This window comes from Luteimonas sp. GW821-FHT14E02, assembly GCF_058803905.1.
This window is the reverse complement of sequence record NZ_JBXAPK010000013.1, coordinates 20,086-34,041: the sequence shown is the minus strand read 5'-3', so window position 1 is coordinate 34,041 and position 13,956 is coordinate 20,086. Positions and strand designations below refer to the sequence as shown.

Sequence of the window (13,956 nt, the reverse complement as noted above, 5' to 3'; positions counted from 1 at the left end):
ATCGCCGCGTCCGGAGCTTCCCGCCTCATGAACACCACCCTGCAACGCGCCATCGTCCTGTCGCTGCTCGTGCTGCTGATGGGGGCGACCCGGAGCCACTATTTCTCGCACTTCGCGCCGGTGCCGGACGCTTCGTGGGCGATCTTCTTCATCGGCGGCTTCTATCTGCGCGCCTGGACGCGCTGGGCGTTCCCGCTGCTGATGGCGCTCGCCGTGGTCATCGACTGGGTTGTGATCACCGGTCAAGGCATCGGTTTCTGGGAGCACTACTGCATGTCCCCGGCCTACTGGTTCCTGATCCCCGCGCATCTGACGATGTGGCTGGGCGGCATGTGGATGCGCCAGCATTACCAGGGCGCCAGCTTCCCCGCGCTCGGCCGGCTCGCGCTGAGCGTGGTCGCCGCCACCGCGCTGTGCCATCTGCTCGCGCAGGGCAGTTTCTACTGGATCAGCCGCAACGTCGCCGAGCCGAGCTTCGCCGGCTGGTGGCAGAATTACGCCGAATGGTTCCTGCCCTACCTGCAGAGCACCGCGACCTTCGTCGGTGCGGCGGCGGTCGCGCAGGCCGTGTCGGAGCGGATCGTCAAGACGTCCCACGCCGAAACGCGGGACGCCAAGCACCACTGATCAAGCGCTGCCGATCACGCACTGCTGATTCCTGCGCGCGGGCATCCCTGCCCGCGTCGTCGCGCTTCGGACACCAGGCCTAACTCCATGGGCAACCGGCTCTCAAAGATCTACACCAAGACCGGCGACGACGGCACGACGGGCCTCGGCGACGGCACCCGCACGCCGAAGGATTCTGCGCGCGTGGCCGCCTACGGCACGGTCGACGAGGCCAATTCGACGATCGGCCTGCTGCTCGCGGCTTCCGAGGTGCCCGATGACATCCGCGAGCTGCTCACCACGGTGCAGCATCAGCTATTCGATCTGGGCGGCGAGTTGTGCATTCCCGGCCATGCCGCCATCGACGATATCGACGTCGAACGCCTGGAACAGCATCTCGATCATTACAACGAAGCCCTGCCACCGCTGAAGGATTTCATCCTCCCCGGCGGCGGCGAAGCGGCGGCGCGCTGCCACATCGCGCGCACCGTGGTGCGCCGGGCCGAACGCGAAACGGTCACGCTGTCCCGCCTGGAAACGGTGCGGCCGCAGGCGATCCGCTATCTGAACCGGTTGTCCGACCTGCTGTTCGTGCTTGCGCGCGTGCTCGCCCGCGCCAGCGGCCATGGCGAGGTGCTGTGGGCGCACGAACGACGCAAACGTACCCGCAACTGACGCGGCCACGACTGAGCCAGGAGTAACATCCGGCCGGAACTCCCCGCCCGGCCCTGCTCTTGCGCATTTACACCCATTCCGCGTGCCTGCTGCACGACACCGGCCCCGGCCATGCGGAGCGGCCACAGCGACTCGGCGCGGTGATCGAAGCGCTGCGTACCGGCTTCGACGATCTCGACTGGTGCGAGGCGCCACGCGCCACGCGCGGGCAGCTGCTGCGCGCGCACGACGAACGCCTGCTCGCCAGCGTGCTGGAAACCAAATCCGATCATCGCGTCCAGCTCGATCCGGACACCGTGCTGTCGCCGGCTTCGGCCGAAGCCGCCCTGCGCGCCGCGGGCGCGGCCGTTGCCGCGGTGGACGCCGTCCTCGCCGATGCCTGCGCCACCGCGTTCTGCGCCGTGCGCCCCCCCGGCCACCACGCCACGCCCGAGGCGGCGATGGGCTTCTGCCTGTTCAACAACGTCGCCGTGGCGGCCATGCACGCCCTCGACAAGCATGGGCTGTCGCGCGTGGCGATCGTCGATTTCGACGTCCATCACGGCAACGGCACGCAGGCGATCTTCGACGCGGAACCGCGCGTCCAATATTTCAGTTCGCACCAGATGCCGCTGTATCCGGACACGGGCGGCGTGCGCGAGCGCGGTGTCGGCAACATCTTCAACGCGCCGCTGATACCGGGCACCGGCAGCCGCGGATTCCGGGATGCCTGGAGCGAACGCCTGCTCCCCGCCCTGGATGCATTCGCGCCGCAGCTGCTGCTGATCTCGGCGGGCTTCGACGCGCACTGGCGCGATCCGCTCGCGCAGTTGCAGCTCGATGCCGAGGATTACGCCTGGATCACCAGCGAACTGCGCACGTTCGCCGACCGCCACGCGCAGGGCCGTATCGTGTCCACGCTGGAGGGCGGGTACGACCTGCAGGCGCTGCGCGAGTGCAGCGTGGCGCACGTGGGCGTGCTGCACGGCTGATCCGCCGGCCTCCACCGCGCCCCGCCCGCGCTTTGGCGGGCATCGGGCCCGGATCATTCAGCTAGCGTTTTGCGGGGAGCGCCCGTGCATTGCCGCTGCGCGGGGGATGCGTCAAGCTAGCGGTCGTTTTGGCTGAACGGATGCCTGCGTGCGCCGAGTTTTCCGACTGCTGCCGTTGCCGTTGTGCATCGCCTTCTCGCTCACCGCGCAGGCTGCCGACGACCCGCCCGAGGACTACTCCCTGTGTCCGGTGGACGATGCGGTGCCGTTCTTTCCCGACGCGCAGCCGCCGGTCGGATCGCCCGAAGACCGCACCAACCTGCCGACCGACGTCAAAAGTGAAGGCGCCCAGGGTGTCAGCGGCGAGACGGTCACATTCCAGGGCAACGTCTCGCTCAAGCGCGGCGACCAGTTCCTGGGCGCGGACAACCTCAGCTACAACCAGCAGACCGATCAGTACGTCGCCGAAGGCAATGTGCGCTACCAGGATTCCAGCATGCGCATGCTGGCCGACCGCGCCACGGGCAACCAGGACCAGGACAAGCACAAGATCGACCAGGTGCGTTACCAACTCACTTCGCGCCGCGGCAACGGCGGCGCGAAGGAGATCCAGATGGATGGCACGCACGGCAAGCTGATCGGGTCCTCGTACTCGACCTGCCCGCCCAACGATCGCCGCTGGGAACTGCGCGCGCCGCAGATCGATCTCGACACCGAGGAAGGCTTCGCCACGGCCCGCCACGCCACGGTGCGCATCGGCAAGGTCCCGGTGCTGTACATGCCCTGGTTCAAGTTCCCGATCGACGACCGGCGCCATACCGGCTTCCTCATGCCGAACCTCGGCCAGTCGGGCCGCAATGGGTTCGATTACCGGCAGCCGATCTACTTCAACCTGGCGCCGAACTACGACATGACGCTCGAACCGCGCATCATGACCAAGCGCGGCGTGTCGCTCGGCACCGAATTCCGCTATCTGACGCGCACCGGCAAGGGCACTTTCAACTTCGACTTCCTGCCCTCGGACGATCTCACCAAGCGTGAGCATGACGAGGAACTGGACGATTTCACGCGTGAGGGCTATTCGCTCGAGAATCGCCGCAAGAGCGATCGCGGCCGCTTCTTCTTCGTCGGCTCGCAGAACATCACGCGGCAATGGCAGGCGCTGGCGAACCTGAAGTGGGTGAGCGATCCGCGTTACCGCGACGATTTCTCCAACAGTCTCACCAACCAGTCGTCCTACAGCTCGTCCAGCGATCTCGGTCTGTACGGTCGCGGACGCTATTGGGACGCCAGCATCACGGCGTCCTATTACCAGCTCACCGACTACACGCTGACCGAGGCCGCCAACCTCCCGTACAACCGCATGCCGCGGCTCAACTTCAATTGGGAGCAGCCCTTCAGTCGTTGGATGATCGCCGGCCTCAATTCCGAAGCGACGCGTTTCGAGCACACGGGCGATGGGTCCACCGACGTCTTCCGCACGATCACCGCCAGCGAAGCCGCGTGCACGAGCAAGGGCAGCACTTATCGTCCGGGCGACATTCTCGACAACGGGGTCGAGTGCCTGCGGACCGTGAAAAACAGCAGGCCGGGCGGCAGCCGCCTCGACTTCAAGCCGTATGTCAGCTTCCCCATCGGCGGCGCCGGCTGGTTCATCACGCCGACGCTGGCATGGCGCTACACCGCGTATCAACTGGAAGACGAACTGGCCTCGCAGATGGCGCGGCAGCGTGCCAACAGCTATGTCGCCAGCACGCCGGAAAACGACGGTGTCACACCCGCCCTGATCTCGCGTTTCTACGACGACAAGCCAACCCGCAGCCTGCCGATCGGTTCGCTCGACGCCGGCCTCTACTTCGATCGCTCCACCTCCTGGGGTGGCGAGAGTTTCCTGCAGACGCTCGAACCGCGCCTGTTCTATCTCAACGCGCCCTACCGCAATCAGGATGGCCTGCCGCTCTTCGACACCGGCGATCTCACCTTCAGCTGGGGCCAGCTGTTCCGCGACAACCGATTCTCCGGCGCCGATCGCCAGACCGACGCCAATCAGCTGACCCTGGCGGTCACCAGCCGCTGGCTGCGCGAATCCGACAGCCGCGAAAAACTTTCGCTGAGCTTCGGACAGATCATCTACTTCGAGGATTCCGAGGTCCTGCTCGCCCCGAACAGACAGCCGATCGAGAAGGGCAAATCCGCGTGGGTGGCCGATGCCAATTACGCGATCAACGATCGCTGGACGATCGGCGGTTCCTACCAGTGGGATCCGAAGGACAGTGCCAAGGATTTCGTCAGCCTGCGCACGCGCTATCTGGTCGGCGACAAGGGCATCATCAATCTCGCCTATCGCTATCGTCGCAATCTCGGGTACAACCCGGACAGCCCCGATGAAGACACCCGCAATCCCGACCTGATCGATCAGATCGATTTCTCCTTCCTGTATCCGATCACGCAGTCCTGGAGCATCGTCGGCCGCTACTACTACTCGATGCGCGACAACCAGCTGCTCGAAGGTATCGCCGGCATCCAGTGGGACAGCTGCTGCCTGGCCGCACGCCTGGTGGGCCGTCGTTACGTGCGCAATCGCGAATCGGAGATGAACAGCTCCATTCAGTTCGAACTTGAACTGAAGGGCCTTGGCTCGGCCGGCCAGAAGACAGAGAACCGCCTACGCCGTGCTATTCTCGGCTACTACCGCGACGACCTCTATCTCGTTCCGCCGGCCCAGATCAGCAACGATGGCGTCGACAACAACGACGTCGATCCCACCGACACTCTCATCCCATGAAAAGACTGCTCGCCTCCTTCCTCGCCGCCGCCGTCTCGCTCGGCGCCATGGGCGCGTATGCCCAATCGGAACAGCCGCTGGATCGCATCGCGGCCGTCGTCGATGAGGACGTGATCCTGCAAAGCGAACTCGATCGCGCGCTCAACAACGTGCTCGCGCAGTACGCCAACCGTCAGGACCAGCTGCCGCCGCGCGACATCCTGCAGCGCCAGGTGCTCGAGCGCCTGATCCTGGTGAAGCTGCAGACCGCCGACGCTGCCCGCACCGGCCTGCGCGTCAGCGATCAGGAAGTCGACAACGCCATCAACAACATCGCCAGCCAGAACAAGCTGACGACCGATCAGCTGCGTGCGCAGCTCGCGCGCGACGGCATGTCGTTCGAGGATTTCCGCAGCTCGCTGCGCGATGAGATCCTGACCCAGCGCGCGCGCCAGCGCTTCGCGCAGACCCGCATCAGTGTCAGCGAGAGCGAAGTCGACGCCGCCGTCGCGGCACAGGCCAAGGGCGGCACGCAGTACCACCTCGCCCACCTCCTGATCTCGCTGCCGGAAGGCGCCACGTCGGAACAGATCGCCACAGGTCAGCAGAAGATCGACGGCATCAAGGCCCTGATCGACAAGGGCGAGATGACGTTCAACGCCGCCGCCGTGCGCTATTCCGACAGCCCGAACGCGCTGGAAGGCGGCGATCTCGGCTGGCGCAGCGCCGACGAGATTCCCAATGCCTTCTCCAGCACCATCACCAGCATGCAGCCGGGCCAGGTGCTTGGCCCGCTGCGCGGCCCGAGCGGCTTCCAGCTGGTGCAGCTGATCGAAACCCGGCAGGCCGACCAGACCGCGAGCCAGACCGTCACCCAGTACCACGCCCGCCACATCCTGGTGCGTGGCGACGACGACAAGGCCAAGGCAAAGATCGACACCCTGCGCGCGCGCATCATCGGCGGTGCCGATTTCGCCAAGACCGCCCAGGAAGATTCCGACGACACCACCACCAAGACCAAGGGTGGCGATCTCGGCTGGTTCACGCAGGACCAGTTCGGCCCGGAATTCGGCACGCAGGTCAACGCGTTGCAGGACGGCCAGGTATCGCAGGCGTTCAAGACCCAGGCCGGCTGGCACATCGTGCTGCGTGAAGGCACCCGCCAGACCAACGTAACCGACGAGAACCGTCGCGCCCAGGTCCGCGAGAGCATCGGCCAGCGCAAGCTGGAAGACGAGTGGAACCGCCATCTGCACGAACTGCGTGGCGAGGCTTTCGTCGACATCCGCACCGCAGGCGCCACGGCGCCGGCTGGCGATGCGACTGCGCCCGCTCCCGCAGCCCCGGCCACCACCGAAGCCGCACCGCCCAAGAGCGGCAGCTGAAGAGATGACACCCGCCCGGTTGGCGCTGGTCCCGGGCGAGCCGGCCGGCGTCGGGCCGGAACTGTGCGTGCGCGCGGCCCAGCAGCCGCGCGAAGATTGCGGCATCACCGCGTTCGCCGATCCGCAGACCTTGCAGATGGCCGCGGACGCACTGGGATTGCCTCTGCGACTGCTCGATCCCGGTCAACGCCCGCAACGCCCCGGTGATTTGCCGCTGATCCCCGTCGCGAACGCCGTTTCCGCCACGTTCGGAACGCCCGATCCTCGCAATGCCGCCGCGGTGGTGGGCGCTTTGCGCAAAGCCGCCGATGCCTGCCTGTCCGGCGCCTTCCATGGCATGGTCACCGGCCCCACCCACAAGGCCACCATCAACGCCGGCGGCATCGCCTACAGCGGCACCACCGAACTGCTTGCCGAACACGCCGGCCGCGACGTGGTGATGATGCTGGCCAACGACATCGTTCGCGTCGCTCTCGTCACCACGCACCTGCCGCTGCGCGCCGTGGCCGACGCGATCACGCCCGAGGCACTCGAACGCTGCCTGCGCATCGTGCACGCGTCCCTGCGCGAGCGTTTCGGCATCGCCGATCCCGCGATCTGCGTGCTCGGGCTCAATCCGCATGCCGGTGAATCCGGACATCTCGGCCGCGAGGAAATCGAAGTCATCGAACCGACGCTCGCACGCCTGCGCGCCGAAGGCATGCGCCTGCACGGCCCGCTGCCGGCCGATACCGCCTTCCTGCCAGCGAAGCTGGCCGGATTCGACACGGTCGTGGCGATGTATCACGACCAAGGCCTGCCGGTGCTGAAGTACAGCGGCTTCGAACGCGCCGTGAATCTCACTCTGGGCCTGCCCTATCCGCGCGTCGCGGTCGATCACGGCACCGCGCTCGATCTCGCCGGCAAGGGTGTCGCCGATGCATCGAGCCTGTTCGCGGCGATCAAGACCTGCGCGAGACTGGCACATCGGTAGCCATCAGGCTCGTCATTCCGGCGAAAGCCGGAATCCAGCCCTTCGGAAAAAAAAGCTGGATTCCGGCTTTCGCCGGAATGACGGGCAAAAACGGTTACGCTTTATCAAATGACAAATCCCGAATCCCATATGCAAGAAATCGCCTGGGACGACTTCATGAAAGTGGAACTGCGCGTTGGCCGCGTGATGTCGGCCGAGCCGTTCCCGCAGGCGCGCAAGCCGGCCTTCATCCTGCAGGTCGATTTCGGCCCCGAACTCGGCGTGCGCAAATCCAGCGCGCAGATCACGGCCTTGTATGCGCCGGAGCAACTGGTCGGCCGCCTCGTCGTGGCGGTGGTGAATTTCCCGAAGAAGCAGATCGGCCCGCTGATGTCCGAATGCCTGGTGACCGGCTTCCACGATGCCGAGGGCCGCGTCACCCTGTGCATGCCCGAGCATGAAGTGCCGCTCGGCACGCGGTTGCTGTGATCGCATGAGCCTCCACTTCCGCGAACCGGCCAAGAAGTCTCTCGGCCAACACTTCCTGCACGAGCGCGGCATCGTCGAGAAGATCCTGCTCGCGGTCGATCCGAAACCCGGCGACCGCCTGGTGGAAATCGGCCCCGGCCAGGGCGCGATGACCTTCCCGCTGCTCGACCGGCACGGCGCACTCACCGCGATCGAATTCGACCGCGACCTGCTCGCGCCGCTGACCGAACAGGCGCGGGCACATGGCGCGCTCACGCTGATCCATGCCGACGTGCTCAATGTCGATTTCACAGACCTGGCCGGCGACGGCGGCCCGATCCGACTGGTCGGCAACCTGCCCTACAACCTGTCCTCGCCGATCCTCTTCCACGCTCTCGATCACGCCGCGGCGATCCGCGACATGCATTTCATGCTGCAGAAGGAAGTGGTCGACCGCATGGCCGCCGGCCCCGGCAGCAAGGTCTATGGGCGCCTCAGTGTGATGCTGCAGGCGTATTGCGAGGTGTCGGCCCTGTTCACCGTCGCGCCCGGTGCGTTCCGGCCGCCGCCGAAGGTGGATTCGGCAGTGGTGCGACTGGTGCCGCGACCAGCGGCGGCGGTCGGCATCCGTGATCGGCGCCGGTTCGCCGACCTGGTGCGCGCCGCATTCGGACAGCGCCGCAAGACCCTGCGCAATGCCCTGCAGACACTCTGCGACAGCGATGCGATCACCGCGGCCGGGATCGACCCGCAAGCGCGCGCCGAGCAGCTTCCCGTGACCGATTTCATACGTCTGGCGAACCAAATCTGAGCTGCGTAGTCCAAGTATTCAGACATTGCGCTTACACTTCCGACATGGACGAGACATCGGACTACACCCTCGAGATTCAGATCTCGACCCGCTACCTCGACGAGGAATCGGCACCCGAGGACGATCGTTACGTCTTTGCCTACACGATCCGCATCCGCAACCTGGGCCGCCTGCCGGCGCAGCTGCTCTCGCGCCACTGGGTGATCACCGATGCCAACGGCCGGATCGAGGAAGTGCGCGGTGACGGTGTGGTCGGCGAACAGCCGCGCATCGAGCCCGGCGAGCAGTTCACCTACACCTCGGGCGCGGTCCTCGCCACCGCTGTAGGCACCATGCAAGGCAGCTACGACATGATCGGCGACGACGGCACGCATTTCGATGCGCCGATCCCGCCGTTCACGCTGTCGATGCCGCGCACGTTGCATTGAGGCGGCCCTGACGCATGGCTGTCTGGGCAATCGGTGACCTGCAGGGCTGTTACGCCCCCACGCAGAAACTTCTCGAGAAAATCGCGTTCGATCCCGCGCAGGACAAACTCTGGTTCTGCGGCGATCTCGTCAACCGCGGCGGCGAATCGCTGGAAACGCTGCGGCTGGTGCATTCGCTGCGCGCGAACGCCGTCTGCGTGCTTGGCAACCACGACCTGTCGTTGCTCGCGATCGGCGAACGCCAGGAAAACGAGCAGCGCAAGGTCAACCCCGACTTGCAGCGTGTGCTCTTCGCCGAGGATCGCGACACCTTGCTCGACTGGCTGCGCCAGCAGCCGCTGCTGCATGCCGACCGCGATCTCGGCTGGATGATGGTGCACGCCGGCCTCGCGCCGAAATGGACCACGCAGCTGGCCGAGCAGTACGCGCGCGAAGTCGAGCAAAAGCTGCGCGGCGACAGTTTCCGCAAGCTCTTCAAGCGCATGTACGGCGATCGCCCGCATTGGGCGCCGAACCTCACCGGCCTCGATCGCGATCGCGCCATCATCAATGTGTTCACCCGCATGCGCTACTGCACGCCGCGCGGGCGCATCGCCTTCGAGGAGAAGAATGCGCCGGGCTCGCAGCAGCCCGGGCTGTATCCGTGGTACGAAGTGCCCGGTCACGCGCCGCGCGATCTGAAGATCGTCTGCGGCCACTGGTCCACGCTCGGCTTGTTCATCGGCCACGGCGTGCACGCCATCGATACCGGTGCGGTCTGGGGCGGCAAGCTCACAGCGCTGCGGCTCGACGGCGAAGACCTGCGCATCGTGCAGGTGCCGGGACGTCCGGTGCCGCCCCCCGTTCCGCGAACGCCCTGAGCTCCGCGACATGCTGCAACGGATTTGCGGCTTCGCGCTCATCGGCGGCATCGCGCTTGCGGCCTGCACGCCGGATCGGCCGCAAGGCGATACGGCTGTCGCGAAAAAACCGGCGGCGGCGCAAAGTCCCGCCACGACGGCCACGCAGTCTCCACCACTGGTCCGCGCCGCGCGCAGCCAGATCGGGGCGACCCGCGTCTACGATCCCGCCTACGTCCGCCTCGCCTACCCCGGCGGCGATGTCCCGTTCACGCGCGGCGTCTGCACCGATGTGATCATCCGTGCGTTGCGCACGCAAGGCATCGACCTGCAGCAGCGCATCCACGAGAATCGCCTCGCGCATCCCGGGCTCTATCCGGCGCGCTGGCGCGGGCTCGCAGCCGATCGGAACATCGATCATCGCCGCGTGCCGAATCAGATGGTCTGGTTCGACCGGCAAGGCTGGCGGCGGCCTATCACGGCTCGGGCTTCCGACTATCACCCCGGCGACATCGTCGCCTGGGATCTCGGGCGCGGCGTGCTGCACATCGGCATCGTCTCCGACCGCACCACGCACGACCGGATTCCCTTGATCCTGCACAACATCGGCAGTGGAACGCAGGAAGAAAACCTGCTGTTCGGCTACGAGATCATCGGTCACTACCGACCGATGTTGTCCACTGTTTCCGGCTAAGCGCGCTGGTATTCCACGAACTCGAACGCGAACGCATGCTTCGCATCGGCGGCGCGCGGCTCGCGCGACATCACGCGCCAGGCATCGCGATCGAACTCAGGAAAGAACGCATCCGCGCCTTCGACAATCGTGTCGACATGAGTCAGATGCAGCACGGTCGCCACCGGCAACGTCAACGCATAGATTTCGCCGCCGCCGATCACGCACAACGCCTCGGCATCCCGCACGGCGATCCGCGCCTCCTCCAGCGAAGCGACCGCTTCCATGCCCTCGAACGGTATTTGCCCGGATCGCGTCAGCACCAGATTGCGACGTCCCGGCAGCACGCGCCCCAGCGACTGTGCGGTCTTGCGCCCCATCAGCACCGGCTTGCCCAGCGTCAGCGCCTTGAAGCGCTTCAGATCGTCGGGCAGATGCCAGGGCAGCGTGTTGCCCTTTCCGATCGCGTTGTGACGGTCGAGCGCCGCAATCAGGACGAGCTTCATCTAAGTTCCGTCATTGCGCCCGACGCGCGCCGAATTGCAGGCCAAGCTGGCACATCGGCGGGGCCGTCTGCAGTTGTCCGATCAATATTTTTTCGACCGGGGAACCATTCAGACGAACGACCGCCACGCGATACAAAGTCCCGTCCTTCTGCGCCTGCCAACGTTTGACGGCCAAGCTACGCAGCACGTTCACCTTCTCACCCTTGGCGCTCACCATTTCCGCGGGCAATCCCGCGAGAGTGGCGGGCTGCGGTGCCGACACATTCGTATAGCGCTCCTTGTCTTCCTCGTCCTCGTCTTCGCCGTCCTTCTTCTCGTTCATCGACAGGAAGCTGCGACGCTCGTCTTCGTCGAGGGCGCTTTCGCGACCACAACCGACCGACACGCCGAGACTCTGCATCGTCCAGAGTCCGGCCTTGAAAAGCGCGAAGTTGCGGGACCGATAGAGGGGAGCCCCATCGGCACCGGTCAGCACCGTACTGTTGGACAGGCGGGCACGCGTATCTTTATCCAGCTCGATACGGCTGAGAGGCGTATCGAGCGTGTCGTCGACCACCGCGAGCTTGGCTTCTTCCTCGAATTCGGGCTTGATCTTGAGCAGCCTGACATAGTCGATCTTCGCCGATTTCAGCCTGCCGGCGAGTTCCGCGGTCAGGAACTGCTCTCCCGGCGCAAACAAAACAAGGCGATAGACGGCGCCGTTGATCACGCCGTAGAGCGACATGCGCTGCGGATATTTCTTGTTGTCGATCGGCCCATCGATGAAATGGAAGGGAAACCCGTCAACCTTGAGACTGGCGGATTCGCGGACGCCCTTCTCCGCCGCGGCTTCGCTGGCGTCCTTGTCCATGAACTCCTCCAGCGCGGCATTGGAGACTCGCGCGGAGGTGACATACACCGCGAACAACATCACCTGATGTGTCTTGCCCGCCTCGTCGCGGATCTCCAGTTCTTTTCGCTGACTGGCCGAGAATGCACTGCCCGAATTGCGCGCGTCTTCCGTGCTCAAGACCGTGAACTCGAACGGCAGATCCACCTGGGCGCCCAGAATGTCGATGGGCTTCGCCTCGGCCGCCAGCGCCGCGGCGAACAAGGCCAGGATTCCCCAGGCTTTCTTCCCTATGCTCATGAGCCGCCCCCCGCGCTCGTTGTCAATGATCAAACCGCCACGGGCGCCTTGATCGCCGGCAGCGGGTCGTAACCGTGAATCTCGATGTCGTCGTAGGTGAAGGCGAACAGATCGGACACATCGGGATTCAGATGCAGCTTCGGCAGCGGTCGCGGCGTGCGCGTGAGCTGCTCGCGGGCCTGCTCGAAATGATTCGAATACAGATGCGCGTCGCCCAGCGTGTGGACGAAATCGCCCACACGCAGCCCCGTCACCTGCGCCACCATGTGCGTGAGCAGCGCGTAGCTGGCGATGTTGAAGGGCACGCCGAGGAAGATGTCGCCGCTGCGCTGGTAGAGCTGGCAGCTGAGCCGGCCATCGGCCACGTAGAACTGGAACAGCGCGTGGCAAGGCATCAGCGCCATCTGCGGCAGGTCGGCGACGTTCCAGGCCGAGACGATCAGGCGGCGCGAATCGGGATTGCGCCTGATCTCCTCCATCACCCACTTGATCTGGTCGATCTCGCCGCCTTCGGCTGTGGCCCAGCGGCGCCACTGCTTGCCGTACACCGGTCCGAGTTCGCCGCGCGCGTCGGCCCACTCGTCCCAGATGGTGACTTTGTTGTCGCGCAGGTAGGCGATGTTGGTGTCGCCCTTCAGGAACCACAGCAGCTCATGCACGATCGAGCGCAGATGCAGTTTCTTGGTGGTGACCAGCGGGAACCCTTCCTCGAGGTCGAAGCGCAGCTGCCAGCCGAACACGCTGCGCGTGCCGGTGCCGGTGCGGTCCGATTTTTCCGTTCCGCGCTCGAGGACGTGTCGCAGCAGGTCCAGGTATTGCTTCATGACGATCTCAGGCTTTTTCGGCGGCGGCCGGCGGCTGTGGCTGCAACGTCGGCGCGCGATGCGATTTCCACAGCCAGAACAGGCCGATCAGGATCAGCGGCACGCTCAACAGCTGTCCCATCGTCAGCCAGCCGAAGGCAAGATAACCCAGGTTCTCGTCCGGCAGGCGCACGAATTCCACCGCGAAGCGGAACACTCCGTACAGCAGCGCGAACAACCCGGAAATCGCATAACGCGGGCGCGGACGGCTCGAGTACCACCACAGGATCACGAACATCGCCACGCCCTCGAGCGCGAACTGGTACAGCTGCGAGGGATGACGCGCATACATGTTCAGCGCGCCGGATTCGAACTGCGCGCGCAGCATCGTCGGATCCAGGATCAGCCTGGAGACTTCCGGGTCCTGCGGGAACACCACGCCCCAGTTGCCGCCGGTGGCCTTGCCCCAGAGTTCGCCGTTGATGAAATTGCCCAGGCGCCCGAAGCCCAGTCCCGGCGGCACGAGCGGCGCGACGAAATCGGCCACGTCGAAGAAATGCAGCTTGTGGCGCCGCCCCCACCAGAACATCGCCACCACCACGCCGAGCAGGCCGCCGTGGAAGCTCATGCCGCCTTGCCAGATCTTGAAGACCTGCAGCGGATGCTCGATGTAGGTGCGCAGGTCGTAGAACAGGATGTAGCCGATGCGGCCGCCCAGCACCACGCCGAGCATGGCGTAGAACATCAGATCGCCGTAGGCGTTGGCATCCACGCCCGGCAGACGGCCGGCACGCACGCGGCTGCGCCCGAGGTACCAGGCCGCAATGAATCCCAACAGATACATCAATCCGTACCAATGCACGGCCACGGGACCGATCCGGAACGCGATCGGGTCGATCTGGTGCAGATAAAGCATCGGGCGAGGCACTCCTGGTCAATCCAAGGG

The 13,956-nt window shown here is 65.4% G+C and carries 15 protein-coding genes; 11 read left to right on the top strand and 4 right to left on the bottom strand.

All coding sequences use genetic code 11. The annotated features are described in order from the left end of the window. Window positions 1–27 precede the first annotated feature (27 nt). The 11 genes from AC1RNP_RS17645 (at window position 28) to AC1RNP_RS17595 (ending at window position 10,593) form a co-directional block, all read left to right on the top strand. The gene (locus AC1RNP_RS17645) at window positions 28–627 is read left to right on the top strand and encodes a hypothetical protein (RefSeq protein WP_493052610.1); all 600 of its coding nucleotides are present in this window, start codon (window positions 28–30) and stop codon (window positions 625–627) included. Between the two features lie 87 nt (window positions 628–714). Continuing rightward, window positions 715–1,281: a cob(I)yrinic acid a,c-diamide adenosyltransferase gene (locus AC1RNP_RS17640; protein ID WP_493052609.1), complete on the top strand. Its 567-nt coding sequence runs from the start codon at window positions 715–717 to the stop codon at window positions 1,279–1,281. 59 nt (window positions 1,282–1,340) lie between these two features. Beyond that, the gene (locus AC1RNP_RS17635; RefSeq protein WP_493052608.1) at window positions 1,341–2,252 is read left to right on the top strand and encodes a histone deacetylase family protein; all 912 of its coding nucleotides are present in this window, start codon (window positions 1,341–1,343) and stop codon (window positions 2,250–2,252) included. A 148-nt stretch (window positions 2,253–2,400) separates the two neighbouring features. Beyond that, complete coding sequence (gene lptD / locus AC1RNP_RS17630) at window positions 2,401–5,037, top strand: LPS assembly protein LptD (RefSeq protein WP_493052607.1); 2,637 nt, start codon at window positions 2,401–2,403, stop codon at window positions 5,035–5,037. Then, entirely contained in the window at window positions 5,034–6,401 is a 1,368-nt protein-coding gene (locus AC1RNP_RS17625; RefSeq protein WP_493052606.1) for a peptidylprolyl isomerase, read from the top strand. The genes lptD and AC1RNP_RS17625 overlap by 4 nt, the downstream gene beginning before the upstream one ends. 4 nt (window positions 6,402–6,405) lie before the next feature. Next, window positions 6,406–7,374, top strand: coding sequence for a 4-hydroxythreonine-4-phosphate dehydrogenase PdxA (gene pdxA, locus AC1RNP_RS17620; protein WP_493052605.1), 969 nt, complete (start codon window positions 6,406–6,408; stop codon window positions 7,372–7,374). A gap of 129 nt (window positions 7,375–7,503) precedes the next feature. Continuing rightward, window positions 7,504–7,842: a tRNA-binding protein gene (locus AC1RNP_RS17615; RefSeq protein ID WP_493052604.1), complete on the top strand. Its 339-nt coding sequence runs from the start codon at window positions 7,504–7,506 to the stop codon at window positions 7,840–7,842. Window positions 7,843–7,846: 4 nt separating this feature from the next. Next, the gene (gene rsmA / locus AC1RNP_RS17610) at window positions 7,847–8,632 is read left to right on the top strand and encodes a 16S rRNA (adenine(1518)-N(6)/adenine(1519)-N(6))-dimethyltransferase RsmA (RefSeq protein WP_493052603.1); all 786 of its coding nucleotides are present in this window, start codon (window positions 7,847–7,849) and stop codon (window positions 8,630–8,632) included. 44 nt (window positions 8,633–8,676) lie between these two features. After that, a complete protein-coding gene (gene apaG / locus AC1RNP_RS17605) occupies window positions 8,677–9,060 on the top strand; it encodes a Co2+/Mg2+ efflux protein ApaG (RefSeq protein ID WP_493052602.1) in 384 nt (127 codons plus the stop codon). Window positions 9,061–9,074: 14 nt separating this feature from the next. Then, complete coding sequence (locus AC1RNP_RS17600; protein WP_493052600.1) at window positions 9,075–9,920, top strand: symmetrical bis(5'-nucleosyl)-tetraphosphatase; 846 nt, start codon at window positions 9,075–9,077, stop codon at window positions 9,918–9,920. Between the two features lie 10 nt (window positions 9,921–9,930). Beyond that, window positions 9,931–10,593 carry a DUF1287 domain-containing protein gene (locus AC1RNP_RS17595; protein ID WP_493052598.1) on the top strand — a complete coding sequence of 221 codons (663 nt, stop codon included), beginning with the start codon at window positions 9,931–9,933 and terminating at the stop codon, window positions 10,591–10,593. Here the strand turns inward: AC1RNP_RS17595 and AC1RNP_RS17590 are convergent. The 4 genes from AC1RNP_RS17590 to lgt are packed head-to-tail and all read right to left on the bottom strand — an operon-like array spanning window position 10,590 to window position 13,926. Continuing rightward, the gene (locus AC1RNP_RS17590) at window positions 10,590–11,078 is read right to left on the bottom strand and encodes a dihydrofolate reductase (protein ID WP_493052597.1); all 489 of its coding nucleotides are present in this window, start codon (window positions 11,076–11,078) and stop codon (window positions 10,590–10,592) included. The genes AC1RNP_RS17595 and AC1RNP_RS17590 overlap by 4 nt on opposite strands. A gap of 10 nt (window positions 11,079–11,088) precedes the next feature. Beyond that, window positions 11,089–12,207 (bottom strand): hypothetical protein, encoded by a 1,119-nt coding sequence (locus tag AC1RNP_RS17585; RefSeq protein WP_493052595.1) that lies wholly within the window; start codon window positions 12,205–12,207, stop codon window positions 11,089–11,091. A 29-nt stretch (window positions 12,208–12,236) separates the two neighbouring features. Beyond that, on the bottom strand, window positions 12,237–13,031 hold the full coding sequence (locus AC1RNP_RS17580) for a thymidylate synthase (protein ID WP_493052593.1): 795 nt from the start codon (window positions 13,029–13,031) through the stop codon (window positions 12,237–12,239). A 7-nt stretch (window positions 13,032–13,038) separates the two neighbouring features. Further along, window positions 13,039–13,926, bottom strand: coding sequence for a prolipoprotein diacylglyceryl transferase (lgt, locus tag AC1RNP_RS17575; RefSeq protein ID WP_493052591.1), 888 nt, complete (start codon window positions 13,924–13,926; stop codon window positions 13,039–13,041). Window positions 13,927–13,956: the final 30 nt, after the last annotated feature.

What these genes read in the sequence shown, in the direction of transcription:
- AC1RNP_RS17645 (WP_493052610.1), top strand. Translation starts at nt 28, where the DNA reads ATGAACACCACCCTGCAACGCGCCATCGTCCTGTCGCTGCTCGTGCTG.
- AC1RNP_RS17640 (WP_493052609.1), top strand. Translation starts at nt 715, where the DNA reads ATGGGCAACCGGCTCTCAAAGATCTACACCAAGACCGGCGACGACGGC.
- AC1RNP_RS17625 (WP_493052606.1), top strand. Translation starts at nt 5,034, where the DNA reads ATGAAAAGACTGCTCGCCTCCTTCCTCGCCGCCGCCGTCTCGCTCGGC.
- pdxA (WP_493052605.1), top strand. Translation starts at nt 6,406, where the DNA reads ATGACACCCGCCCGGTTGGCGCTGGTCCCGGGCGAGCCGGCCGGCGTC.
- AC1RNP_RS17615 (WP_493052604.1), top strand. Translation starts at nt 7,504, where the DNA reads ATGCAAGAAATCGCCTGGGACGACTTCATGAAAGTGGAACTGCGCGTT.
- rsmA (WP_493052603.1), top strand. Translation starts at nt 7,847, where the DNA reads ATGAGCCTCCACTTCCGCGAACCGGCCAAGAAGTCTCTCGGCCAACAC.
- apaG (WP_493052602.1), top strand. Translation starts at nt 8,677, where the DNA reads ATGGACGAGACATCGGACTACACCCTCGAGATTCAGATCTCGACCCGC.
- AC1RNP_RS17600 (WP_493052600.1), top strand. Translation starts at nt 9,075, where the DNA reads ATGGCTGTCTGGGCAATCGGTGACCTGCAGGGCTGTTACGCCCCCACG.
- AC1RNP_RS17595 (WP_493052598.1), top strand. Translation starts at nt 9,931, where the DNA reads ATGCTGCAACGGATTTGCGGCTTCGCGCTCATCGGCGGCATCGCGCTT.
- AC1RNP_RS17590 (WP_493052597.1), bottom strand. Translation starts at nt 11,078, where the DNA reads ATGAAGCTCGTCCTGATTGCGGCGCTCGACCGTCACAACGCGATCGGA.
- AC1RNP_RS17585 (WP_493052595.1), bottom strand. Translation starts at nt 12,207, where the DNA reads ATGAGCATAGGGAAGAAAGCCTGGGGAATCCTGGCCTTGTTCGCCGCG.
- AC1RNP_RS17580 (WP_493052593.1), bottom strand. Translation starts at nt 13,031, where the DNA reads ATGAAGCAATACCTGGACCTGCTGCGACACGTCCTCGAGCGCGGAACG.
- lgt (WP_493052591.1), bottom strand. Translation starts at nt 13,926, where the DNA reads ATGCTTTATCTGCACCAGATCGACCCGATCGCGTTCCGGATCGGTCCC.